This window comes from Pseudomonas eucalypticola, assembly GCF_013374995.1.
Classification (GTDB): Bacteria; Pseudomonadota; Gammaproteobacteria; order Pseudomonadales; family Pseudomonadaceae; genus Aquipseudomonas; species Aquipseudomonas eucalypticola.
Genome location: NZ_CP056030.1, coordinates 4,935,120 through 4,959,307, shown reverse-complemented (window position 1 = coordinate 4,959,307; position 24,188 = coordinate 4,935,120). Strand labels below are relative to the sequence as shown.

General features: G+C 63.3%; 24 protein-coding genes. 20 read left to right on the top strand and 4 right to left on the bottom strand.

The genetic code is table 11. From position 1 onward, the window contains the following. Positions 1 to 43 precede the first annotated feature (43 nt). The 7 genes from HWQ56_RS22060 to ispD all read left to right on the top strand — a co-directional run bounded on the left by HWQ56_RS22060 (position 44) and on the right by ispD (position 7,615). Positions 44 to 991, top strand: a complete 948-nt coding sequence (locus HWQ56_RS22060; protein ID WP_158153568.1) for an acetyl-CoA carboxylase carboxyltransferase subunit alpha — start codon at positions 44 to 46, stop codon at positions 989 to 991. 147 nt (positions 992 to 1,138) lie between these two features. Next, the gene (gene tilS / locus HWQ56_RS22055; protein WP_233270820.1) at positions 1,139 to 2,425 is read left to right on the top strand and encodes a tRNA lysidine(34) synthetase TilS; all 1,287 of its coding nucleotides are present in this window, start codon (positions 1,139 to 1,141) and stop codon (positions 2,423 to 2,425) included. Positions 2,426 to 2,594: 169 nt separating this feature from the next. Continuing rightward, positions 2,595 to 4,226: a CTP synthase gene (locus HWQ56_RS22050; RefSeq protein WP_158153566.1), complete on the top strand. Its 1,632-nt coding sequence runs from the start codon at positions 2,595 to 2,597 to the stop codon at positions 4,224 to 4,226. A 17-nt stretch (positions 4,227 to 4,243) separates the two neighbouring features. Continuing rightward, positions 4,244 to 5,089 (top strand): 3-deoxy-8-phosphooctulonate synthase, encoded by an 846-nt coding sequence (gene kdsA, locus HWQ56_RS22045; RefSeq protein ID WP_158153565.1) that lies wholly within the window; start codon positions 4,244 to 4,246, stop codon positions 5,087 to 5,089. Positions 5,090 to 5,242: 153 nt separating this feature from the next. Further along, the gene (gene eno / locus HWQ56_RS22040) at positions 5,243 to 6,532 is read left to right on the top strand and encodes a phosphopyruvate hydratase (RefSeq protein WP_158153564.1); all 1,290 of its coding nucleotides are present in this window, start codon (positions 5,243 to 5,245) and stop codon (positions 6,530 to 6,532) included. Between the two features lie 97 nt (positions 6,533 to 6,629). Continuing rightward, a complete protein-coding gene (gene ftsB / locus HWQ56_RS22035; RefSeq protein ID WP_158153563.1) occupies positions 6,630 to 6,908 on the top strand; it encodes a cell division protein FtsB in 279 nt (92 codons plus the stop codon). Beyond that, positions 6,905 to 7,615, top strand: a complete 711-nt coding sequence (ispD, locus tag HWQ56_RS22030; protein WP_176571776.1) for a 2-C-methyl-D-erythritol 4-phosphate cytidylyltransferase — start codon at positions 6,905 to 6,907, stop codon at positions 7,613 to 7,615. Before ftsB ends, ispD begins: the two co-directional genes overlap by 4 nt. Before the next feature lie 67 nt (positions 7,616 to 7,682). On the opposite strand, the gene HWQ56_RS22025 is transcribed toward ispD, so the two are convergent. Next, entirely contained in the window at positions 7,683 to 8,582 is a 900-nt protein-coding gene (locus tag HWQ56_RS22025; protein ID WP_158153561.1) for a LysR substrate-binding domain-containing protein, read from the bottom strand. A 106-nt stretch (positions 8,583 to 8,688) separates the two neighbouring features. Between HWQ56_RS22025 and HWQ56_RS22020 the strand changes: the two genes are divergently transcribed. The 8 genes from HWQ56_RS22020 to rpoS all read left to right on the top strand — a co-directional run bounded on the left by HWQ56_RS22020 (position 8,689) and on the right by rpoS (position 15,952). After that, positions 8,689 to 9,801, top strand: coding sequence for an S-(hydroxymethyl)glutathione dehydrogenase/class III alcohol dehydrogenase (locus HWQ56_RS22020; protein WP_158153560.1), 1,113 nt, complete (start codon positions 8,689 to 8,691; stop codon positions 9,799 to 9,801). An 81-nt stretch (positions 9,802 to 9,882) separates the two neighbouring features. Continuing rightward, positions 9,883 to 10,725, top strand: coding sequence for an S-formylglutathione hydrolase (fghA, locus tag HWQ56_RS22015; RefSeq protein WP_158153559.1), 843 nt, complete (start codon positions 9,883 to 9,885; stop codon positions 10,723 to 10,725). Between the two features lie 118 nt (positions 10,726 to 10,843). Continuing rightward, positions 10,844 to 11,317, top strand: coding sequence for a 2-C-methyl-D-erythritol 2,4-cyclodiphosphate synthase (gene ispF, locus HWQ56_RS22010; protein ID WP_158153558.1), 474 nt, complete (start codon positions 10,844 to 10,846; stop codon positions 11,315 to 11,317). Beyond that, entirely contained in the window at positions 11,314 to 12,372 is a 1,059-nt protein-coding gene (truD, locus tag HWQ56_RS22005) for a tRNA pseudouridine(13) synthase TruD (protein WP_176571775.1), read from the top strand. The genes ispF and truD overlap by 4 nt, the downstream gene beginning before the upstream one ends. Then, positions 12,360 to 13,109 (top strand): 5'/3'-nucleotidase SurE, encoded by a 750-nt coding sequence (gene surE / locus HWQ56_RS22000; RefSeq protein ID WP_158153556.1) that lies wholly within the window; start codon positions 12,360 to 12,362, stop codon positions 13,107 to 13,109. Before truD ends, surE begins: the two co-directional genes overlap by 13 nt. Beyond that, entirely contained in the window at positions 13,109 to 13,783 is a 675-nt protein-coding gene (locus tag HWQ56_RS21995; protein WP_176571774.1) for a protein-L-isoaspartate(D-aspartate) O-methyltransferase, read from the top strand. Before surE ends, HWQ56_RS21995 begins: the two co-directional genes overlap by 1 nt. A 163-nt stretch (positions 13,784 to 13,946) precedes the next feature. After that, positions 13,947 to 14,840 (top strand): peptidoglycan DD-metalloendopeptidase family protein, encoded by an 894-nt coding sequence (locus tag HWQ56_RS21990; protein ID WP_176571773.1) that lies wholly within the window; start codon positions 13,947 to 13,949, stop codon positions 14,838 to 14,840. A gap of 107 nt (positions 14,841 to 14,947) precedes the next feature. Next, on the top strand, positions 14,948 to 15,952 hold the full coding sequence (gene rpoS / locus HWQ56_RS21985) for an RNA polymerase sigma factor RpoS (RefSeq protein WP_158153554.1): 1,005 nt from the start codon (positions 14,948 to 14,950) through the stop codon (positions 15,950 to 15,952). Between the two features lie 480 nt (positions 15,953 to 16,432). Here the strand turns inward: rpoS and fdxA are convergent, their stop codons facing one another. Together fdxA and mutS are read right to left on the bottom strand one after the other, a co-directional pair. After that, entirely contained in the window at positions 16,433 to 16,756 is a 324-nt protein-coding gene (gene fdxA / locus HWQ56_RS21980; protein WP_158153553.1) for a ferredoxin FdxA, read from the bottom strand. A 139-nt stretch (positions 16,757 to 16,895) separates the two neighbouring features. Then, the gene (gene mutS / locus HWQ56_RS21975) at positions 16,896 to 19,463 is read right to left on the bottom strand and encodes a DNA mismatch repair protein MutS (RefSeq protein WP_158153552.1); all 2,568 of its coding nucleotides are present in this window, start codon (positions 19,461 to 19,463) and stop codon (positions 16,896 to 16,898) included. Positions 19,464 to 19,627: 164 nt separating this feature from the next. Between mutS and HWQ56_RS21970 the strand changes: the two genes are divergently transcribed. From HWQ56_RS21970 to recX, 5 genes are all read left to right on the top strand, one after another. After that, a complete protein-coding gene (locus HWQ56_RS21970; RefSeq protein WP_176571772.1) occupies positions 19,628 to 20,341 on the top strand; it encodes a LexA family transcriptional regulator in 714 nt (237 codons plus the stop codon). 155 nt (positions 20,342 to 20,496) lie between these two features. Next, the gene (locus HWQ56_RS21965; RefSeq protein WP_158153550.1) at positions 20,497 to 20,850 is read left to right on the top strand and encodes a phage holin family protein; all 354 of its coding nucleotides are present in this window, start codon (positions 20,497 to 20,499) and stop codon (positions 20,848 to 20,850) included. Between the two features lie 67 nt (positions 20,851 to 20,917). Then, the gene (locus HWQ56_RS21960) at positions 20,918 to 21,418 is read left to right on the top strand and encodes a CinA family protein (protein WP_158153549.1); all 501 of its coding nucleotides are present in this window, start codon (positions 20,918 to 20,920) and stop codon (positions 21,416 to 21,418) included. Positions 21,419 to 21,504: 86 nt separating this feature from the next. Then, the gene (gene recA / locus HWQ56_RS21955; protein WP_158153548.1) at positions 21,505 to 22,569 is read left to right on the top strand and encodes a recombinase RecA; all 1,065 of its coding nucleotides are present in this window, start codon (positions 21,505 to 21,507) and stop codon (positions 22,567 to 22,569) included. Between the two features lie 7 nt (positions 22,570 to 22,576). Further along, positions 22,577 to 23,044, top strand: coding sequence for a recombination regulator RecX (gene recX, locus HWQ56_RS21950; RefSeq protein WP_158153547.1), 468 nt, complete (start codon positions 22,577 to 22,579; stop codon positions 23,042 to 23,044). On the opposite strand, the gene HWQ56_RS21945 is transcribed toward recX, so the two are convergent. Further along, positions 23,045 to 24,178 carry an LOG family protein gene (locus tag HWQ56_RS21945; protein ID WP_176571771.1) on the bottom strand — a complete coding sequence of 378 codons (1,134 nt, stop codon included), beginning with the start codon at positions 24,176 to 24,178 and terminating at the stop codon, positions 23,045 to 23,047. Positions 24,179 to 24,188 lie beyond the last annotated feature (10 nt).

Here is a 24,188-nt window from a genome sequence, read left to right as displayed (position 1 = left end):
TCAACCGGCCGGCCGCTTGGCCGTCGACCCAAGACGGATGCCTATGAACCCGAATTTTCTTGATTTCGAACAGCCGATCGCTGACCTGCAAGCCAAGATCGAAGAACTGCGCCTGGTCGGCAACGACAACTCGCTGAACATCAGCGACGAGATCTCGCGCCTGCAAGACAAGAGCAGCACCCTGACCGAGAGCATTTTCGGCAACCTGACCAGCTGGCAGATCGCGCGCATGGCGCGTCACCCGCGCCGCCCGTATACCCTGGACTACATCCAGCACATTTTCACCGAGTTCGATGAGCTGCACGGCGACCGCCACTTCTCCGACGACGCCGCCATCGTCGGCGGTATCGCGCGCCTGGACGACCAGCCCGTGATGGTCATCGGCCATCAGAAAGGCCGGGAAGTGCGTGAAAAGGTTCGCCGCAACTTCGGCATGCCGCGCCCGGAAGGCTACCGCAAAGCGTGCCGCCTGATGGAAATGGCCGAACGGTTCAAGATGCCGATCCTGACCTTCATCGATACCCCGGGCGCCTACCCTGGCATCGACGCCGAAGAGCGCAACCAGAGCGAAGCCATCGCCTGGAACCTGCGTGTCATGGCACGCCTGAAAACCCCGATCATCGCCACCGTGATCGGTGAAGGTGGTTCGGGCGGCGCACTGGCCATCGGCGTGTGCGACCAGCTGAACATGCTGCAGTACTCCACCTATGCGGTGATCTCGCCGGAAGGCTGCGCCTCGATCCTGTGGAAGACCGCCGACAAGGCCCCGGACGCTGCCGAGGCCATGGGTATCACGGCCGAGCGCCTCAAAGGCCTGGGCATCGTCGACAAGGTCATCCAGGAGCCACTGGGCGGCGCCCACCGCGACCCGGCGGCGGCTTCGGCACTGATCCGCAAGGAACTGGCCTCGCAACTGGCCATGCTCAAGGAACTGGACATGGACGCGCTGCTCAAGCGCCGCTATGACCGCCTGATGAGCTACGGCCTGTAAGCCACCCGCGCCCGTAGCAGCGGACCTGGCCGCGTCAGTCTTCATGCGGTGTGCCTGGCACTCCGCGGGGCCAGGACGCGGCCAGGTCCGCTGCTACGGGGCTGCGTCAGGGTCACCACAAGAGGGGAGCCTGAAATGACCCACGCCATGCTCCATCGCCTCGCGCCCTGGCGCACCGCCCCACGCTGGCATGTGGCCCTTTCCGGCGGCCTCGACTCCACCGTCCTGCTGCACCAACTGGCCACCCTGGCCCGCACCGACACCTTTCCCCCGTTGCACGCCATTCACGTCCACCACGGCCTTCAGGCCGCGGCCGATGCCTGGCCGCAGCATTGCCAACGTCTGTGCGATGCCCTGGGTGTGCCGCTGACGGTGGTGCGGGTGCAGGTGGCGCCTGGCGCCAGCCTTGAAGCCGCGGCGCGAACTGCGCGCTACCAGGCATTCGAGCAGGCGCTCGGCGCAGGGGAGGTGCTGCTCACTGGCCAGCACCGCGATGACCAGGCCGAAACCCTGCTGTTTCGCCTGTTGCGCGGTGCAGGGGTGCGCGGCCTGGCGGCGATGCCAGAACAGAGGGCCTTGGGCGTGGGCCACCTGGTGCGGCCGTTGCTGCACATTTCGCGGACGCAGTTGCAGGCTTACGCCCAGGCGCACCACCTTGACTGGGTGGACGACCCCTCCAACACCGACACCCGCTTCGCCCGCAACTACCTGCGCCAGGACGTGATGCCGCTGATTACCGGGCGCTGGCCCCAGGCCGCGCAAACCCTTGCCCGTGCAGCCAGCCACATGGCTGAGGCGCAGGGGTTGCTGGCGGAGCTGGCCGAAGGTGACCTGCGCGCTGCCGCCACGCCAGGCGCCTTCCCCTGGCTGAACGTGCCGTCGCTGGAGCTGGCCCCGCTGGTGGCGCTCTCCGACGCGCGCCAGCGCAATGCATTGCAGCATTGGTTGGCAGGCTTCACCCGCTTGCCGGACACCCAGCACTGGGCGAGCTGGCCGGAACTGCGCGACGCCGCCCCGTCGGCCACGCCCGTCTGGGCCCTGGGCGATGGCCGTCTGCTGCGTGCGGGGGGGCGGCTGTGGTGGTTGAGCGAGCTGTGGCGGGCAGAGCCCCAGGGGCAGGTGCACTGGCCGATGCCGGCCCAGCCTCTGGATTTGCCTGGCAACGGCCAGGTGCGCCTGTGCGGCCTGGCGCCGCAGGGCAGGGTGCAGGTGCGCTATCGCCAGGGCGGCGAGGTGATGCATACCCCTGGCCGTGGCCGCCGCGACCTCAAGCGCCTGCTTAACGAAACCGGCCTGCCACCCTTCGTACGCGGGCGTCTGCCCCTGCTGTTCGTGGATGGCCAGTTGACTGCCGTGGCGAACCTGCCAGCCATTGGCGGCAACGGCGTGGATTTGCGCTGGCTGCCACCGACGAACGCACAACGTTTGAGATGAAAGCCTGTTTCCGGTAGACTACGCTCCCTTCTTGATACAACTTCTGTGCTTGCCCAGCAAACACGGCGGTTGCCGATTGCCAAACCGTTTTTGGCCGTCGGGGGCTTCGGCCTTCCTTCGCTTTCCCCGGCGGCTCTGACCGCTTTAACGCAGACTTCTAGGGTTTTTCATGACGCGCTACATCTTCGTCACGGGCGGTGTTGTTTCTTCATTGGGGAAAGGCATTGCTTCGGCATCTTTGGCGGCCATCCTGGAGGCGCGGGGGCTTAAGGTCACCATGCTGAAGCTGGATCCGTACATCAACGTCGATCCGGGCACCATGAGCCCCTTCCAGCACGGTGAAGTGTTCGTCACGCACGACGGCGCCGAGACCGACCTGGACCTTGGCCACTACGAGCGGTTCATCCGCACGACCATGACCCAGAACAACAACTTCACCACCGGCCGCGTGTACGAGCACGTGCTGCGCAAGGAGCGCCGTGGTGACTACCTGGGCGCTACCATCCAGGTGATCCCGCACATCACCGACGAAATCAAGCGCCGCATCATCAAGGGCGCCGGCGACGCCGACGTGGCCATGGTCGAGATCGGTGGCACCGTGGGTGACATCGAGTCGCAACCGTTCCTGGAAGCCATCCGCCAGCTGCGTGTGGAGATCGGTTCCAAGCGCGCGATGCTGATGCACCTGACCCTGGTTCCGTACATCGCCACCGCTGGCGAGACCAAGACCAAGCCTACTCAGCACTCGGTCAAGGAATTGCGCTCCATCGGCCTGCAGCCTGACGTGCTGATCTGCCGTTCCGACCACCACGTGGACGTATCGTCGCGCCGCAAGATCGCGTTGTTCACCAACGTCGAAGAGCGCGCGGTCATCTCCCTGGAAGACGCTGACACCATCTACAAGATCCCGGGCATGCTGCACGCCCAGGGCCTGGATGACTTCGTCGTCGAGCGCTTCGGCCTGCAGTGCGGCGGTGCCGACCTGTCCGAGTGGGACAAGGTCGTCGACGCCAAGCTCAACCCCGAGCACGAAGTGACCATCGCCATGGTCGGCAAGTACATGGAGTTGCTGGACGCGTACAAGTCGCTGATCGAGGCCATGAGCCATGCCGGCATCAGCAACCGTACCAAGGTCAACCTGCGCTACATCGATTCCGAAGACATCGAGAACCAGGGTACCGGCCTGCTGGAAGGCGCCGATGCCATCCTGGTGCCGGGCGGCTTCGGCCTGCGTGGCGTTGAAGGCAAGATCACTGCCGTGCAGTACGCTCGCGAGAACAAGGTGCCTTACCTGGGTATCTGCCTGGGCATGCAGGTGGCGGTCATCGAGTTCGCCCGTAACGTCATGGGCTGGAAAGACGCCAACTCCACCGAGTTCGACCGCACCAGCGGCCACCCGGTCGTGGGCCTGATCACCGAGTGGGAAGACGCCACCGGCGCCGTCGAAACCCGTACCGAAGCCTCCGACCTGGGCGGCACCATGCGCCTGGGCGCGCAGGACTGCCAGCTGGTCAGCGGTTCCAAGGTATTCGAGTGCTACGCCAAGGAAGTCATCGTCGAGCGTCACCGTCACCGCTACGAGGTCAACAACAACCTGCTGCCGCAGCTGATCGAAGCTGGTCTGGTGGTGTCCGGCCGCTCCGGCGACGGCGCCCTGGTGGAAGTGGTCGAAGCCAAGGACCACCCATGGTTCGTGGCCTGCCAGTTCCACCCCGAGTTCACCTCGACCCCGCGTGACGGCCACCCGCTGTTCAGCGGCTTCGTCAAGGCGGCCTTGGCCCAACACCAGAAGAAAGCCTGATCAGGGAACGAAACAGCATGGCGCAGAAAATCATCCGTGTAGGTAACATCGAGATCGCCAACGACAAGCCTTTCGTCTTGTTCGGTGGCATGAACGTGCTCGAGTCGCGCGACATGGCGATGCAGGTCTGCGAAGAGTATGTGCGGGTGACCGAGAAGCTCGGTATCCCCTATGTGTTCAAGGCCAGCTTCGACAAGGCCAACCGTTCTTCCGTGACCTCGTTCCGCGGCCCTGGCCTGGAAGAGGGCATGCGCATCTTCGAAGACGTGAAGAAAGCCTTCGGCGTGCCGTTGATCACCGACGTCCACGAGCCGGCCCAGGCCGCCGTGGTCGCCGAGGTCTGCGACATCATCCAGCTGCCGGCCTTCCTGTCGCGTCAGACTGACCTGGTAGTGGCCATGGCCAAGACCGGCGCGGTCATCAACATCAAGAAAGCGCAGTTCCTCGCGCCTCAGGAAATGAAACACATCCTGAACAAGTGCGAAGAAGCGGGTAACGACCAGTTGATCCTGTGCGAGCGTGGTTCGAGCTTCGGCTACAACAACCTCGTGGTGGACATGCTCGGCTTCGGCATCATGAAGGCGTTCGAGTACCCGGTGTTCTTCGACGTGACCCATGCCCTGCAGATGCCCGGCGGGCGTTCCGACTCGGCCGGTGGCCGCCGTGCCCAGGTCACCGACCTGGCCAAGGCCGGCCTCAGCCAGGGCCTGGCGGGCCTGTTTCTGGAAGCCCACCCGGACCCGGACAACGCCAAGTGCGATGGCCCATGCGCGCTGCGCCTGAACAAGCTGGAACCGTTCCTGACCCAGCTCAAGGCCCTGGACGATCTGGTTAAAAGTTTTCCGACGGTAGAAACCGCGTAACAACTTTTTTCCGGTAAAGTACCTCTCGATTCACTCTGGCCCGCTCGGGCCAGAGCCTTGTCGACCGAAGGCCTGCCTGCCGTATTGAGCCTTCGGCCACAACAGATTTCCCTCAGCAGTGTCGTTTTGGTCAAATTTGGAGTGCTTATAACAATGGCAAAAATCGTCGACATCAAAGGTCGTGAAGTTCTCGACTCCCGTGGCAATCCCACAGTGGAAGCCGACGTGCTTCTCGACAACGGCATCATCGGCAGCGCGTGCGCGCCGTCCGGTGCTTCCACCGGTTCGCGTGAAGCACTCGAACTGCGTGATGGCGACAAGAGCCGTTACATGGGCAAGGGCGTGCTGAAGGCCGTTGGCAACATCAACGGCCCCATCCGTGACTTGTTGCTGGGCAAGGATCCTTCCGACCAGAAGGCCCTGGACCACGCGATGATCCAGCTCGACGGCACCGAGAACAAGGCTTCGCTGGGCGCCAACGCCATCCTCGCCGTTTCCCTGGCTGCCGCCAAGGCCGCTGCCCAGGACCAGGACATTCCGCTGTACGCGCACATCGCCAACCTGAACGGCACCCCAGGCGTCTACTCCATGCCGGTACCGATGATGAACATCATCAACGGTGGCGAGCATGCCGACAACAACGTCGACATCCAGGAATTCATGGTTCAGCCGGTAGGCGCCAAGACCTTTTCCGAAGGCCTGCGCATGGGCACCGAGATTTTCCACCACCTCAAGGCTGTGCTGAAGGCGCGTGGCCTGAACACCGCCGTGGGTGACGAGGGCGGTTTCGCGCCGAACCTCAAATCCAACGAAGACGCGCTGTCGGCCATCGCCGAAGCCGTGGCCAACGCCGGTTACACCCTGGGCACCGACGTGACCCTGGCCCTGGACTGCGCGGCCAGCGAATTCTACGAAGACGGCGTCTACAACCTGGCTGGCGAAGGTCACACCTTCAACGCCGAAGGGTTTGCCGACTACCTGAAAGGGCTGACCGAGCGCTACCCGATCATCTCCATCGAAGATGGCCTGGACGAGTCCGACTGGGCTGGCTGGAAAGTGCTGACCGAGAAGCTGGGTGACAAGGTGCAACTGGTCGGTGACGACCTGTTCGTGACCAACACCAAGATCCTCAAGGAAGGCATCGACAAGCACATCGGCAACTCGATCCTGATCAAGTTCAACCAGATCGGCACCCTGACCGAAACCCTGGAAGCCATCCAGATGGCCAAGGCGGCCGGTTACACGGCGGTCATTTCGCACCGTTCGGGCGAAACCGAAGACTCCACCATCGCCGACCTGGCCGTGGGCACCGCTGCTGGCCAGATCAAGACCGGCTCGCTGTGCCGCTCCGATCGCGTGTCGAAGTACAACCAATTGCTGCGTATTGAAGAACAATTGGGCGCCAAGGCAGTCTATCGTGGCCGTGCCGAGTTTCGCGGCTAAGCTTTAGATGTACAAAGCAAGCGCTGTACAGCACAAAGCCTGGCCTAGCCAGGCTTCGTGCCATCAGTACGGCCGTTTATTTCCACTGGATACCTTGATGCGCAGTCCTTATTGGTTGTTCCTTGTCCTGCTCTTGCTGCTCGGTGGCCTGCAGTACCGCCTGTGGGTGGGTAATGGCAGCCTGGCCCAGGTCACGAGCCTGGAGCAGCAGATCGCCGATCAGCACGCCGAGAACGAGCGCTTGCTGGAGCGCAACCGCGTGCTGGATGCGGAAGTGGCCGAGCTGAAAAAGGGCATGGAGACCGTTGAAGAGCGGGCTCGCCATGAACTGGGCATGGTCAAGGACGGTGAAACCCTTTATCAGTTGGCCCAATGACTTATTCCTCGCCTGCCTTCTGGGCAGTGATTCCTGCTGCGGGCGTTGGCGCCCGGATGGCAGCCGACCGGCCCAAGCAGTACCTGCACCTGGGCGGACGAACCATTCTTGAACACAGCCTCGACTGCTTTCTCGACCACCCTGGCCTGAAAGGCCTGGTAGTGAGCCTGGCTGAAGACGACCCCTACTGGCCTGACCTGGCCAGTTCCCGCGACCCACGTATCCAGCGTGCCCCTGGCGGCGCCGAACGTGCCGATTCGGTGCTCAATGCCCTGTTGCACTTGCACGCCCAAGGTGCCAGCGAAGACGATTGGGTGCTGGTGCATGATGCGGCACGCCCGAACCTGGCGCGCAGCGACCTGGACAAGCTGCTGGGCGAACTGGCCCATGACCCGGTGGGCGGCCTGCTGGCGGTGCCCGCCAAGGACACCCTCAAGCGCGCCGATGCCAATGGGCGTGTGGCCGAGACCATTGACCGCAGCACCATCTGGCAGGCCTACACGCCGCAGATGTTCCGTTTGGGCGCCTTGCATCGGGCACTGGCTGACAGCCTGGTGGCGGATGTGGCGATTACCGATGAGGCCAGTGCCATGGAATGGGCGGGGCAATCCCCCCGCTTGATCGAAGGGCGTTCGGACAACCTCAAGGTCACCCGCCCCGAAGACCTCGACTGGCTGCGCCAGCGTTGGGCGCAACGATCACGGTGACGGCTTCTCGAGCTTCGCCTGGTCCCGCGGGGGGCAATCAGCCCCTGCGGGGTGGGCAGGGCTCTGTTCAGGCACCCTGATACTCCGGCCTTGACGCCAATCCTGCCTTCAGGAAATCCACCAGTTTTCTCACCTTCGGCGACAGATGCCGTTGCTGCGGGTACAACGCCCACACCGCGGTATTCGGCGGTTGATGGGCTTCCAGCAGCGACACCAGCGCGCCCGTCTTCAGATGCTCCAGCACGTAATAGTCAGGTAGCTGGCATAAGCCCATCCCTTGCAGCGCCGCATCCAGCACGGCCTGGCCGCTGTTGCAGCGCCAGTTGCCTTGTACCCGCTGGGTCAGCTCACGGCCGTCATTCTGCAACGGCCACTGGTCTGTGCTGCCGATCAGGCAATTGTGCCGCGCCAGCTCCGACAGGCTGTGGGGGCGACCATAGCGCTCAAGGTAGGTCGGCGAGGCGCACAGGTACATGCGCCGTGGCGCCAGCCGCGAGGCCACCTGCCGCGAATCCTGCAGGCGCCCCAGGCGAATGGCCAGGTCAAGGCCCTCGTGCACCAGGTCCAGGGTACGGTTGCTTAGTTCGATGTCCACGCGCAACTGCGGGTACTGGCCCATGAAGCGGGTCACCAGCGGCACGATAAAGCGCTCGCCATAGGCGACTGCGCAGGTCATGCGCAACAGCCCCTTGGGTTCGCTGTTGAGGTCGCCCATGGCGCGCAATGCTTCTTCGCGGCCGTCCTGCAGGCGCTGGCAATGCTGCAGGAAGGTCTGCCCGGCTTCGGTCAGCGTCACCCGCCGGGTACTGCGGTACAGCAGGCGGGTTTGCAGACGCTCCTCCAGCCGGGCGATCTGCCGGCTGATGTGCGAGGAGGAAATGCCCAGACGCTCGGCGGCGGCCGTGAATTGGCTGCATTCAGCGACGGCGACGAATTCATCGATGCCGTCCCAGCGGTTGTCGCTCATGGATTGTCCCTGTGTGGCAATAATGTTTTGCCTTTGTCCTGATTATTCATCATCGGTGCATGAATTACACTGGATGTCTTACTGAACAGTTGAGGAGAAGGTTGCGATGATCAAGTCCCGTGCCGCGGTAGCATTCGAGGCCAAGAAGCCGCTGGAAATCGTCGAAGTCGACGTGGCCATGCCCAAGGCGGGTGAAGTCCTGGTGCGTATCGTCGCCTCGGGTGTCTGCCACACCGATGCCTACACCTTGTCCGGCGCCGACCCGGAAGGCATCTTCCCGTCGATCCTGGGTCACGAAGGGGGCGGTATCGTTGAAGCCATTGGCGAAGGCGTGACCTCCGTTGCCGTGGGCGACCACGTGATTCCGCTGTACACCGCCGAATGCCGGCAGTGCAAATTCTGCCTGAGCGGCAAGACCAACCTCTGCCAGGCCGTGCGCGCCACCCAGGGCAAGGGCCTGATGCCTGACGGCACCTCGCGTTTCTCCTACAACGGCAAGCCCCTGTTCCACTACATGGGCACCTCGACCTTCTCGGAATACACCGTGCTGCCCGAAATATCCGTGGCCAAGATCCAGAAAGAAGCACCGCTGGAGAAAGTCTGCCTGCTGGGTTGCGGCGTCACCACCGGTATCGGCGCTGTGCTGAACACCGCCAAGGTCAAGCCCGGTGACACCGTGGCCATCTTCGGCCTGGGCGGCATCGGCCTGTCGGCTGTGATCGGTGCGGTCAAGGCCAAGGCCAGCCGCATCATCGCCATCGACATCAACCCGGCCAAGTTCGAAATCGCGCGCCAGCTGGGCGCCACCGACTGCGTCAACCCGAAAGACTTCGACCGTCCGATCCAGGAAGTCATCGTCGACATGACCGACGGCGGCGTGGACTTTTCCTTCGAGTGCATCGGCAACGTGCAACTGATGCGCGCCGCACTGGAATGCTGCCACAAGGGCTGGGGCGAATCCGTCATCATCGGCGTGGCCGGTGCGGGCCAGGAAATCTCCACCCGGCCGTTCCAACTGGTCACCGGGCGCGTGTGGCGCGGTTCGGCTTTCGGCGGCGTGCGTGGCCGTACCGAGCTGCCGAGCTACGTCGACATGGCCGAGAAGGGCGAGATCCCCCTGGATACCTTCATCACCCACACCATGGGCCTGGAAGACATCAACAAGGCGTTCGACCTCATGCACGAAGGCAAGAGCATTCGTTCCGTCATCCATTTCTGAGGAGCAGCTGCAAGCCAGGAGCCGCAACGGGCGCACGCCCCTTGTGGCTTGAGGCTTGAAGCCTGACGCTGGAGAAAATCTATGACTCTGGACAATATTTCCTGCCAGAAAAGCGCAGGTGGCTGGCACAAGCGTTACCGCCATCGCTCCGAGGTGCTGGGGTGTGACATGGTGTTCGCGGTGTACCTGCCGCCGCAGGCGGAGCAGGGCGGCAAGTTACCGGTGCTGTACTGGCTCTCGGGCCTGACCTGCACTGATGAGAACTTCATGCAGAAAGCCGGTGCCCACAAGCTGGCGGCCGAGCTGGGGCTGATCATCGTGGCGCCCGACACCAGCCCCCGCGGCGCTGACGTACCCGGTGACCCGGACGGTGCCTGGGACTTCGGCCTGGGGGCGGGGTTCTACCTCAATGCCACCCAGCAGCCCTGGGCCCAGCATTACCGCATGCACGATTACGTGGTGGACGAGCTGCCCGCGCTGGTGGAGGCGCATTTCCCCGCCTCGGACCGTCGTGCCATCAGCGGCCACTCCATGGGTGGGCACGGGGCCTTGGTGTGCGCCCTGCGCAACCCGGGCCGCTACAGCTCGGTGTCGGCGTTCTCACCCATCAGCAACCCCATGGATTGCCCCTGGGGCCAGAAAGCGTTCTCCCGCTTCCTGGGTGAAGAGCGTTCGCGCTGGCGCGAGTGGGACGCCTCGGTGTTGCTGAGCGAAGCCAAGGCGCCATTGGCGCTGCTGGTGGACCAGGGTGACCGCGACGATTTCCTGGAAAACCAGCTCAAGCCCGAAGCGCTGGTGCAGGCGGCGAAGGCGGCGGGCCACGACCTGGAACTGCGCATGCAGCCGGGGTATGACCACAGCTACTACTTCATCGCCAGTTTCATCGACGACCACCTGCGCTATCACGCCAAGGCGCTGGTGTAGGTCGGCCCCGGGGGCCGGGCGCGTCCGCGCAGCGGCAGCCTGGCGCCGCTTTTTGCAGCCCCGTTGTTACGTAAAGCAGGTAGAATCACGCCCTGTCTCATTCAGGGCGTTTCTTTCTATGCGTATTGGCCACGGCTACGATGTGCACCGTTTCGCTGACGGCGATTTCATTACCCTGGGCGGCGTTCGCATCGCTCACACATTCGGCCTGCTCGCCCACTCCGATGGCGACGTGCTGCTGCATGCCTTGAGCGATGCCTTGCTCGGCGCCGCAGCCCTGGGTGACATCGGCAAGCACTTTCCCGACACCGACCCCCAGTTCAAAGGGGCTGACAGCCGTGTGCTGTTGCGCCACGTGGTCGGCATCGTGCAGGCCAAAGGCTGGAAAGTCGGCAACGTCGACGCCACCATCGTGGCCCAGGCGCCGAAGATGGCGCCGCACATCGACGCCATGCGCAGCCTGATCGCCGAAGACCTCCAGGTCGAACTGGACCAGGTCAACGTCAAGGCCACCACCACCGAAAAGCTGGGTTTCACCGGCCGTGAGGAAGGGATCGCGGTTCACGCCGTGGCCTTGTTGCTGCCAGCATGACTGAATTCGAATTGCTGGGCCCCTGCGCCGCCGGGCCTGCCCTGGGCCGTGCCGTCCTGAAAGCCACCGCCGAAGATTTCCAGGTCGACGAGGTGCTGGATATTCCCCTGGCCGGGGAGGGCGAGCACCTCTGGCTGTGGGTGGAAAAGCGCAACCTCAACACCGAGGAAGCGGCCCGGCGCCTGGCCAAGGCCGCTGGCGTGCCGCTGCGCACCGTCAGCTACGCCGGCTTGAAGGACCGCCAGGCGCTGACCCGGCAGTGGTTCAGCCTGCACCTGCCGGGCAAGGCCGACCCTGACTTGCGTGCTGCCGAAAACGAGACCTTGAGCATCCTCAAGGTGGCCCGGCACAAGCGCAAGCTGCAGCGCGGCGCTCACGCTGCCAATGGCTTCACCCTGCGCCTGACCGCGCTGCAGGCCGACCGCGAGGCGCTGGACGCCAGGCTGAAGCAATTGAGCCAGACTGGCGTACCGAATTACTTCGGTACCCAGCGCTTCGGTTTCCAAGGTGGCAACGTCCATGATGCTCGGCAGTGGGCCGAGCGCCAGGCCCTGCCCGAGCAGCGCAACGTGCGCTCGCGGTTGCTGTCCACGGCGCGCAGCTACCTGTTCAACCAGGTGCTGGCGGCAAGGGTGGCCGATGGCACGTGGAACCAGGCCCAGGTCGGCGACCTGCTGGCGTTCACCGACAGCCGCAGCTTCTTCCCGGCCGGTGAGGCCGAGTGCAGCGACCCGCGCCTGGCCGTTCTCGACCTGCACCCTACCGGCCCGATGTGGGGCGAAGGTGACTCGCCGGCTGCTGGCGCCATCCATGCATTGGAACAGAATGTCGGTGCAGCGCTGGCGCCGCTTGGTCAATGGCTGGCAAAAGCGGGCATGGCGCACGAACGACGCATCCTGCGGCTGCCCATCGGCGGTTTGGCGTGGCATTATCCAGAGCCTGACATTCTGCAATTGGAATTCGTCCTGCCGGCCGGATGCTTTGCCACCGTCGTGGTGCGCGAGCTCGTCGATCTGCTGCCTGCAGGGCACACGGACAGCCCATGCGTATTCTGATTTCTAACGATGATGGGGTCGCCGCCCCCGGCCTGGCCGCGCTTTACGAAGCACTGGCCGACTACGCCGAATGCACGGTGATCGCCCCGGACCAGGACCGTAGCGGGGCCAGCAGTTCGCTGACCCTGGACCGCCCGCTGCACCCGCAGTGGTTGGCCAATGGCTTCATCAGCGTCAACGGCACCCCCACCGACTGCGTGCACCTGGGGCTCAACGGCTTGCTGGCCGACCCGGCCGACCTGGTCGTGTCCGGTATCAACCTGGGTGCCAACCTGGGCGACGACGTGCTGTACTCGGGTACCGTCGCCGCCGCGCTGGAGGGCCGCTTCCTGGGCCGCACCGCCTTTGCCTTTTCGTTCCTGTCACGCGAGCCGGACAACCTCGCCACCGCGGCCTGGTATGCCCGCCACTTGGTGCAGGCCCACGAACAGCTCGACCTGCCGCCGCGCACCGTGCTGAACGTGAACATTCCCAACCTGCCGCTGGACCGCATCCGTGGCATTCAGCTCACCCGCCTGGGCCACCGTGCCCGTGCGGCGGCGCCGGTGCGGGTGGTCGACCCACGTGGCCGCGAGGGCTACTGGATCGCCGCGGCGGGCAACGCCGAGGACGGCGGCCCCGGCACCGATTTCCATGCGGTCATGCAGGGGTATGTGTCAGTCACGCCCTTGCAACTGGATCGCACCTTCAGCCCGGCTTTCGCCAGCCTGGAAGGTTGGCTGGAGGGGCTGCGCTGATGCGTGAACAAGACGACCTGACCCGGCGCGGCATCGGTTTCACCTCCCAGCGCACCCGTGAGCGGCTGATCCAGCGCTTGTACGAGGAAGGGGTGAGCAACACCCGCGTGCTGGATGTGATCCGCCGAACCCCCCGCCATCTGTTCGTCGACGAGGCCCTGGCGCACCGTGCCTACGAAGACACGGCATTGCCCATCGGCCATAACCAGACTATCTCCCAGCCTTACATGGTGGCGCGCATGAGCGAGCTGCTGCTGGAAGCCGGCCCGCTGGACAAGGTGCTGGAGATCGGTACCGGCTCCGGCTACCAGACCGCGGTGCTCTCGCAGCTGGTTGAGCGCGTGTTTTCCGTGGAGCGCATCAAGGTGCTCCAGGACCGCGCCAAGGAGCGCCTGGTGGAACTCAACCTGCGCAACGTGGTGTTCCGCTGGGGGGATGGCTGGGAGGGGTGGCCAGCGTTGGCGCCCTACAATGGCATCATCGTCACGGCCGTGGCCACGGACGTGCCCCAGGCGTTGCTCGACCAGTTGGCGCCGGGGGGGCGCCTGGTGATACCGGTAGGGGCGGGCGAAGTTCAGCAATTGATGCTGATCGTGCGCGAAGAGCACGGGTTCTCCCGGCATGTGCTGGGTGCTGTGCGCTTCGTTCCGCTGCTCAACGGGCCGCTGGCCTGAGCGGTTTTCCCGCGCCGGGTGAATTCTTCCGCAGGGTATGTGTCTGACAGCGCAGCCTTCACAGGTTGTAACGCGAATGGGTCAGTAAAGTCCGAGTGGATGGTTATAATTGCGACACAACAGTCTATTTTTCTATCAGCCACCATTTTCAAGGGAGCGGCGGGTGAGTCCCACAGTCAATCGGCAGCATGCAGGACTATCGAGCTACAAGCTTCTGGTGATTGGCCTCGCCCTCGCAGCCACATTGGCCGGTTGCTCCAGCAGCCCTTCGGGCGGCGTGCGGGTCGTTGACCGCAGCAATGGTGGCTCGGCCGGCGCGTCGGCGGCGTCCGAGCGCCAGCCGGTCACCACGGGGCAATACCGGGTCAAGCGTGGCGACACCCTGTTCTCCATCGCCTTCCGTTACGGCTGGGACTACAAGGCCCTGGCGGCGCGCAACAGCATCCCGGAGCCCTATACCATTCATCCGGGGCAGACCATTCGCTTCGGTGATGGGCGTGCCCCGACTGTAGCGACTTCCACTACAAAAACTGAGACATCCGCCTCCACGGGTGGCTCCTTCACCGTCACTCGTCGGCCCATCATCTTTACCCCGGTGCCGGGCGACAAGAACCAGAAAGCTCCGGCGCAGAGCGCTCCGGCCACGGTTCCAGAGCCCGTGCCGGTGCCGGCCGGAGAGAAGATCGCCGGCGGGTGGACGTGGCCTGCCAATGGTGTCCTGATTGGAAAATTTGCTTCAAACGGTAGTTTGAATAAAGGCGTTGATATCGCCGGGGAATTGGGACAGCCTGTTTTTGCTGCGTCTGATGGTTCAGTGGTGTACGCCGGGAGTGGCTTGCGGGGCTACGGCGAGTTGATCATCATCAAGCACAGCGATACCTACGTCAGCGCCTACGGTCACAACCGCAGGCTCTTGGTTCGGGAGGGGCAGCAGGTCAAGGCCGGGCAGACAATTGCCGAGATGGGTTCCACGGGTACCGACCGGGTGAAGCTTCATTTTGAAATTCGCCGCCAGGGCAAACCTGTAGACCCGCTGCAATTCCTGCCGCGCCGATGACGTGTTGCCGAGCCTGTTCCGCGACGTAGCGGGGACAGGCTTCAGCGCTGCCAAGGATATGCGCGGCGCTTGAGCTTGAGGTCGAACTCAACAAGGGATTATAAAAAATGGCTCTCAACAAAGAAGCGCCGGAGTTTGACATCGACGATGAGGTGCTCCTTATGGAAACCGGCATCGTCCTGGACGCGGAGGCGGATGAAGAACCGGCGATTCCCTCTGTTCGTGCCAAGGCCAAACAATCGACAACGCTCAAGCAACACAAGTACATCGATTACACCCGTGCGCTGGATGCGACACAGCTGTATTTGAATGAAATCGGCTTTTCCCCCCTGCTGTCTCCGGAAGAAGAAGTGCATTTTGCGCGGTTGTCGCAAAAAGGCGATCCGGCTGGCCGCAAGCGCATGATCGAAAGCAACCTGCGCCTGGTCGTGAAGATCGCGCGTCGCTACGTGAACCGTGGGCTGTCCCTGCTCGACCTGATCGAGGAAGGCAACCTGGGCCTGATTCGCGCCGTGGAGAAATTCGACCCCGAGCGCGGCTTCCGCTTTTCCACCTACGCCACGTGGTGGATTCGCCAGACCATCGAACGCGCCATCATGAACCAGACCCGGACCATCCGGTTGCCGATTCATGTCGTCAAGGAACTCAATGTCTACCTGCGGGCGGCGCGTGAACTGACCCAGAAACTCGACCACGAGCCCTCCCCGGAGGAGATCGCCAGCCTGCTGGAGAAGCCGGTGGGCGAGGTCAAGCGCATGTTGGGCCTGAACGAGCGTGTCAGCTCGGTGGACGTGTCCCTGGGGCCGGATTCGGACAAGACGCTGTTGGACACCCTTACGGACGATCGCCCTACCGACCCCTGTGAACTGCTTCAGGACGACGACCTGTCCCAGAGCATCGACCAATGGCTGTCGGAACTCACCGACAAGCAACGCGAAGTGGTGGTGCGCCGCTTCGGCCTGCGCGGCCATGAAAGCAGCACCCTTGAGGACGTAGGCCTGGAAATTGGCCTGACCCGGGAGCGGGTACGGCAGATCCAGGTAGAGGGCCTGAAAAGGCTGCGCGAGATCCTCGAGAAGAACGGCCTGTCCAGCGAGTCACTGTTCCAGTAACCGCCTGGCCGCACACATGAAAACGCCCCGACTGGTTCGGGGCGTTTTCATGTGTGCGGCTGACGTGCCTGTGCGTGATCGCGTACAGGTTCTGTAAGCGATTGTGCGGCGTGGCTGTCAACAGTTCTCCGACGCTGCCGGTATCCTGTTGTTTTCCTTGGATAATCTGAGGTATTTCCGCCGGGTAACGACTTTTCCTGAAAAGTTTGGCGGCTTGAACGGCGGGCCCATTCCATTAATATCGAACCCGTGCCAAGGATTCGGCACAGGCTTTCAAGGAAGAAGGTCAGGACATCGCAAGAAGCGATTCATCAGGACGATGACAAGGAATACAGGGAATAGGGACAAAAAGGTGGGCGGGTCAAACCGCCCCTTTTTTTTGCCTGAAATTCGACTGGGGGCTATTGGCGCAAGCAGGTTTGCCAGCCAGCCCGAACAAAAAAGGCCCCACGAGGGGGCCTTCCGGCAATCGCCAGCGCCTCAGCGTTCCAGGTGCTCGATCTTGCCGGTCTTGCCGTCCCACTCCGCCGCGTCCGGCAGGGGGTCCTTGCGCTCGGTGACGTTTGGCCAGACTTCTGCCAGTTCAGCGTTCAGCTCGATGAAGTTCTCCATCCCGGCAGGGATTTCGTCTTCAGAGAAGATCGCGACGGCAGGGCATTCAGGCTCGCAAAGCGCGCAATCGATGCACTCATCCGGGTGAATAACCAGGAAGTTCGGGCCTTCGTAAAAGCAGTCCACCGGACAGACTTCTACGCAGTCGGTGTACTTGCACTTGATGCAGTTGTCGGTGACGACGAAGGTCATTTCAAAATATCTCCTCAAGGCGGCAGCGAAGCCCCTGTGCAAGGGCCGCTCGGTTTGGGCTGGTCAGCCGGCGGACCAGGCTAGGAGCCCGTGGCATTCCCAAACCGCGCGCGATTCTATCAGCTTGCACGCTGCTGCGTTAGATCCGTGTCTTCAGTGTATAGAGTAATTCGATTGCCTGACGTGGCGTCAGGCCATCAACGTCGGTCTTGCTGAGTTGTTCCAGCACCGGGTGCGGCAAGCTGGCGAACAGATCGCTCTGGTGCGGTACCTGGGGTTGGCCCGGGGCGCTGGCGAGGGGTTCGTGTGGCAGGCTCGCCGTTTCCAGGCGGCCCAGGTGTTCTTTGGCACGGGCGATGACGGCATTCGGCACGCCGGCCAGCTGCGCCACGGCCAGGCCATAACTCTGGCTGGCAGGCCCTGGCAGTACGTGGTGCAGGAACACGATGCGTTCCTTGTGTTCGGTGGCGCTCAGGTGCACGTTGGCGACCAGGGGTTCGCTTTCCGGCAGCACCGTCAGTTCGAAATAGTGCGTGGCAAACAGCGTGTAGGCGCGCAGTTGCGCCAGGCGCTCGGCGGCAGCCCAGGCCAGCGACAGGCCGTCAAAGGTACTGGTGCCGCGGCCCACTTCGTCCATCAGCACCAAGCTCTTGTCCGTGGCGTTGTGCAGGATGTTGGCAGTTTCGCTCATTTCCACCATGAAGGTCGAGCGCCCGCCGGCCAGGTCGTCGCTGGAGCCGATCCGGGTAAAGATGCGGTCCACCGGTGACAGCTCGCAACTGGCGGCCGGCACGAAGCTGCCGATATGGGCCATCAGCACGATCAGTGCGGTCTGGCGCATGTAGGTGGATTTACCGCCCATATTCGGGCCGGTGATCACCAGCATCCGGGTGTTGTTATCCAGGTCCAGGTCGTTGGCGACGAACGGCGTGGTCAATACTTGCTCGACCACCGGGTGGCGACCCTGGTTGATGCGCATGCAGGGTTCGTCGACAAACACCGGGCAGTTGAGGTCCAGGGTGAGCGCGCGCTCGGCCAGGTTGCTCAGCACGTCCAGCTCGGCCAGCGCCGCGGCAGTGTCCTGCAGGGGCGGCAGGTGGCCGATCAGGTTCTCCAGCAGCGCGTCATACAGCATCTTTTCCCGGGCCAGGGCGCGACTCTTGGCCGACAGCGCCTTGTCTTCGAACGCCTTGAGTTCCGGGGTGATGAAGCGCTCGGCGCCCTTGAGGGTCTGGCGACGGATATAGTCGGCGGGCGCCTGCTCGGCCTGCTTGCTGGGCAGTTCGATGAAATAGCCGTGCACACGGTTGTAGCCGACCTTCAGGTTGGCCAGGCCCGTACGAGCCTTCTCCCGCGCTTCCAGGTCAATCAAAAACTGGCCGGCGTTCTCGCTCAGTGCCAGCAATTCGTCCAGCTCGCTGTCATAGCCGGTCTTGAGCACGCCGCCGTCGCGGATCACCGCAGGCGGGTTGTCGATGATGGCCTTGCCCAGCAGGTCGGCCAACTCCGGGTAGGTGCCAGCGATGGTAGCCAGCAGCGCCAGGTGCGGCGCTTCCAGGTCGGCCATGGCCATTTGCAGGTCCGGCAGCGCGGCCAGGGCGTCGCGCAGGCGCGCCAGGTCCCGCGGGCGCGCGTTGCGCAGGCCGATACGGGCCAGAATGCGCTCGATGTCGCCGATTTCCTTGAGCTGCGGTTGCAGGCTTTCGAAGCGGTAGCCTTCCAGCAGGCAGCGGATGGAGCTCTGGCGCGCCTGGAGCACTTTCAGGTCACGCAGCGGGCGGTTCAGCCAGCGGGTCAGCAGGCGGCTGCCCATGGCGGTCTGGCAGCGGTCGATCACCGATTGCAAGGTGTTGTCGCGGCCGCCGGCCAGGTTCACGTCCAGTTCCAGGTTGCGGCGGCTGGCGCCGTCCAGCACCACGGTGTCATCCAGGCGCTCATGGCGCAGGCTGCGCAGGTGGGGCAGGGCGGTGCGCTGGGTTTCCTTGGCGTAGCCCAGCAGGCAGCCGGCGGCGCCGATGGCCAGGGTCAGGTTCTCGCAGCCAAAGCCCTTGAGGTCCTGGGTGGAGAACTGCTGGCACAGACTCTTGTGCGCGCTGTCGCGCTCGAAGTCCCATGGCGCGCGACGGCGCGAACCACGACGCTTCTCCGCAGGCAGGCCCTGGGGCCAGTCGTCGGGGATGAGCAGTTCAACCGGGTTGATACGCTCCAGCTCCGCCAGCAGGTTTTCCCAGCCCTTGATCTCCAGCACGCTGAAGTTGCCGCTGGTGATGTCCAGCACCGCCAGGCCGAACAGCCGCTCGTCGCCCAGCACGGCGGCGATCAGGTTGTCGCGGCGTTCGTCCAGCAGTGCTTCGTCACTCACCGTGCCCGGGGTGATGATGCGCACCACCTGGCGTTCCACCGGGCCTTTGCTAGTGGCAGGGTCACCCACCTGCTCGCAGATCACCACCGACTCGCCGAGCTTCACCAGCTTGGCCAGGTAGCCCTCGGCGGCGTGGTAGGGAATACCGCACATGGGGATCGACTGCCCCGCCGACTGGCCGCGAGCGGTCAGGGTGATATCCAGCAACTTGGCCGCTTTCTTCGCATCTTCGTAGAAGATTTCGTAGAAGTCGCCCATGCGGTAGAACATCAACTGGTCCGGGTGCTGGTTCTTCAGCTTCCAGTACTGCTGCATCATGGGGGTGTGGCTGGAAAGATCACTCATGCAGAAACTTGGCTCGCGGTGGCGGTGTGACAAAAGGCAAGCGGCGAATACTACAGGGATTTTTTCAGCGGTGCCGCCCCCCGATGGCGTCAATATGCCTTCCATGAGGCAAAAATGCACTGGAGCATTTACAAACCCGGGCTGGGCCGCGCACTATGCAGGGCATGCACACACGAAACGTAGCCTACGTCCTCAAGGAATTGCTCGCGCGCGACGGCCTCTCCGCCACGGAGTTGCACCGCCGCACGGGAGTCCCCCAGTCCACGCTGTCGCGCATTCTGAGCGGCAAGATCGTCGACCCCGCCGACAAGCACATTGCCAAGCTGGCCGAATATTTTCGCGTCAGCACTGACCAGCTGCGCGGGCGCGCGAGCCTGGCAGCCGGTGGCCATGCCGAATTGCGTGACATCAGCCTGTGGGACGACGACACCCCGGTGGAAGACGACGAGGTCTCCATTCCTTTCCTACGCGAAGTTGAACTCGCGGCCGGTTCCGGGCGGTTCGTCATCGAGGAAAGCGAGCGTGCCAGCCTGCGCTTCGGCAAGCGCAGCCTGCGTCACAACGGGGTGCAGTTCGACCAGGCCAAATGCGTGACCGTGCGCGGCAACAGCATGCTGCCGGTGCTGCGCGACGGCGCCACCGTGGGCGTGAATGCTGGCAAGCGCGGCATTGGCGACATCGTCGACGGCGACCTGTACGCGATCAACCACAATGGCCAGCTGCGGGTGAAGCAGTTGTACCGCTTGCCCACTGGCATACGGCTGCGCAGCTTCAACCGGGACGAACACCCGGACGAGGACTATACCTTCGCGCAGATGCAGGATGAGCAGATTGCCATTTTGGGGCACGTGTTCTGGTGGGGGATGTATGCGCGGTGATGCGCGGCTGAGCGCATGGTCTGATATTGCCGAGCCCTGAAGGTACCCATCCAGGCGCTTGCCACCCATCCATCAAATAAATGCAAAAACGCATTGTAAAAATATGCATCAGTGCATAATCTCCCCTCTAACGGTCTAGCCAGGAGGGACAAGACATGCAACTGAACCAGGCTTTTCTTCAGGAAGTCCCTGTGTGGCTGGTGCTGATGCTGGCGCTGCTCGGCGGGGTGACAGGTGAAATGTGGCGCGCGGACAAGGAAGGCGCACAGGGTTGGCATCTGCTGCGGCGTGTGCTGATGCGTTCGGGAGCGTGCATGGCCTGCGGTCTCGCCGGCACCATGCTGCTCTACGGTGCGGGCCTTTCACTGTGGTCGGCCAGCGCGCTGGGTTGCATGACCGCCATGGCGGGCGCGGACCTGGCCGTGGGGATCTACGAGCGCTGGTTGGTCAAGCGCCTGGGCCTGGCAAGCGGCACACGCCGCAAGCGCTTGCCCGAGCGTGGCGACTGAGGGTGTCGGGCGTGTGGGCGGTGGTGTACGGTAACGCATATCCCCCCTGTCGCCATGGAGCATTTCGATGGATCCGATCACTCAACTGTCGCAGTCGCTGGGTGAAGGCCTCAAGCGCCTGAACCAGCAGGTCACCACCGCCGAGTCCTGCACCGGTGGCGGTATCGGCGAGGCGATCACGCGCATTGCGGGCAGTTCCGCCTGGTTCGAGGCCGGCTACATCACCTATTCCAATAAACAGAAAACCGCCCAGCTGGGTGTACCGCCTGCACTGTTTCCCCAGGTTGGCGCGGTCAGTCGCGAAGTGGTCGAGGCCATGGCGCTGGGCGCGGTGGAGCGCAGCGACGCGCATTTTTCGGTGGCCGTGAGCGGCATCGCCGGGCCGGACGGAGGTACGCCGGGCAAGCCGGTGGGCACCGTGTGGCTCGCCTGGGCACAGGGGCGGCAGGTGGTGTGCGAGCGCCAACAGTTCGCCGGCGACCGCGACGAGGTCCGCCGACAAACGGTAAAGGCCGCGCTAGAGGGGCTGATACGTCTTGTAGCAGCAGAAATCTCATCACGGGGGTAGGCGTGCAACGATCCCTGTGGAATAATACTGGCTACTTATACAGTTATTCGGCCATCAGGCCTAATTGATTTCTAGAGAGGACTTTAATGGACGACAACAAGAAGAAAGCCTTGGCTGCGGCCTTGGGTCAGATCGAACGTCAATTCGGCAAGGGTGCCGTGATGCGTATGGGTGACCACGACCGCCAGGCTATTCCTGCTATCTCCACCGGCTCCCTGGGCCTGGACATCGCGCTGGGCATCGGCGGCCTGCCGAAAGGCCGTATCGTCGAGATCTACGGCCCGGAATCGTCGGGTAAGACCACCCTGACCCTGTCGGTGATCGCCCAGGCTCAGAAGATGGGCGCTACCTGTGCGTTCGTCGACGCCGAGCACGCCCTGGACCCTGAATACGCCGGCAAACTGGGCGTGAACGTCGATGACCTGCTGGTCTCCCAGCCGGACACCGGCGAACAGGCCCTGGAAATCACCGACATGCTGGTGCGCTCCAACGCCGTTGACGTGATCATCGTCGACTCCGTGGCAGCCCTGGTACCGAAGGCCGAGATCGAAGGCGAGATGGGGGACATGCACGTGGGCCTGCAGGCTCGCCTGATGTCCCAGGCGCTGCGCAAAATCACCGGTAACATCAAGAACGCCAACTGCCTGGTCATCTTCATCAACCAGATCCGCATGAAGATCGGCGTGATGTTCGGCAGCCCGGAAACCACTACCGGTGGTAACGCACTGAAGTTCTACGCTTCGGTCCGTCTGGACATCCGTCGCACCGGCGCGGTGAAGGAAGGCGACGAAGTGGTCGGTAGCGAAACCCGCGTGAAGATCGTCAAGAACAAGGTGGCACCGCCTTTCCGTCAGGCTGAATTCCAGATCCTTTACGGCAAGGGCATCTACCTCAACGGCGAAATCATCGACCTGGGCGTTGCCCACGGCCTGTTGGAAAAAGCCGGTGCCTGGTACAGCTACCAGGGCAGCAAGATCGGTCAGGGCAAGGCCAACTCGGCCAAATTCCTGGCAGATAACCCGGAAATCGGTGCGGCCCTCGAGAAGCAGATCCGTGACAAGCTGCTGACCGGCGGCGTTGATGCCAAGAAAGCAACCGCGGTTGAAGCGGATGCCGAAGACGAAATGGTAGACGCAGACGTCGATTTCTAAGTACGTCATGTCCGTCATACTGGATACCCCCGTCGCCGTGCGACGGAGCGCCATGGACCTGCTCGCGCGACGCGAGCACGGTCGGGTAGAGCTGACGCGTAAACTGCGTCAGCGCGGCGCCTGCCCCGAAATGATCGACCAGGAACTTGACCGTCTGACGGAAGAGGGACTGCTGTCCGAATCCCGTTACCTCGAAAGTTTTATCAACTACCGTGCCCGCTCCGGGTATGGACCTGTGCGCATCCGTGAAGAACTGGGCCAACGTGGCTTGCAACGGGCGGATATCGAGCAGGCATTGCGTGAAAGCAATTTCGACTGGGCTGCCCAGTTGGCGGATGTCTGGCGGCGCAAGTTTGCCGGGCAGTTGCCGACCGATCCACGCAGCCGCGCCCAGCAGACTCGCTTCTTGAGCTACCGGGGCTATCCGCTGGAGATGATCGGCCGCCTGTTGAGCGGCCGAAGCATCGACGACTGATCAGGTCGCCTTCATGGGTTGCCGAGGGCGCGTGCTGGTAGTGGCCGGCACGCTGGTGGCAGGGGCCGCACCCCAGTGTGCAGGTTGGTTCAGGTAGTCCACCAACTCACGCAACCGGCCGTTGTCACGGCCGTTGAAGGTAAAGGCCAGGCGAGTGAGGTGGCTGAACTGCGGCTCTTCATGGGTTTCGTCGTCGTAAGCATGTTGATGAAAGGTGTCGCTCAGGCACAGGTCGGCGAAGTCCTGCTGTAGCTGCGTCAGAGCGTCGTCGCTCAAGGCGTGCTTCAGGCGTATCACGAACAGGTTCTTGAGCCAGCGGCTGGAATGGAAGTTGGCGTAGAACCCGTTGATCTCGTCCACGGCTTCCTCGGCGCTGTACACCAGGCGCAGCAGTTTCAAGTCTGTGGGCAGGATGTAGTGGTTGTCGCGTAGCTGTTTGCCGATGAAGTCCAGGCAGTCCTGCCAGAAACTGCCGCCAGGTGCGTCCAGCAGTACCACTGGCACCAGTGGGCTCTTGCCGGTCTGGATAAGGGTCAGTACTTCCAGTGCTTCGTCCAGCGTGCCGAAGCCGCCAGGGCACAGCACCAGCGCGTCGGCTTCCTTGACGAAGAACAGCTTGCGGATGAAGAAGAAATGAAAAGGCAGCAGTTGGTCGCTGCCTTCCATGGTGGCATTGGCGTGTTGCTCGAAGGGCAGGGTGATATTGAAGCCCAGGCTGTGAGTCAGGCCTGCGCCTTCGTGGGCGGCGGCCATGATGCCGCCGCCAGCACCGGTGATCACCATCAGGTCCGAGCGTGCCAGGGCGGCGCCCAGTTCTCGGGCCAGGCCGTATAGAGGGTGTTCTAGCGGTGTGCGCGCCGAGCCAAAGACCGTCACTTTGCGGCGGCCCTTGAAGTGTTCCAGCACGCGAAAGGCATGTTCCAGTTCACGCAGTGCCTGCAGGGTTATCTTGGCGTTCCAGCGGTTGCGGTCGTCCTGGGCCATGCGCAGCACGGTCAGCATCATGTCGCGGTAGAGCGCCAGGTTGGGGCTGTTGGGGGCGATGATACTCAGTTGGGTGTCGACTTGCCGGGTAAGGTCCAGGCCGTTGCTGCTGAAGTGGGTGGACAGGAATTCGTTGGGTTCGTAAGGCATTCAAACGTCT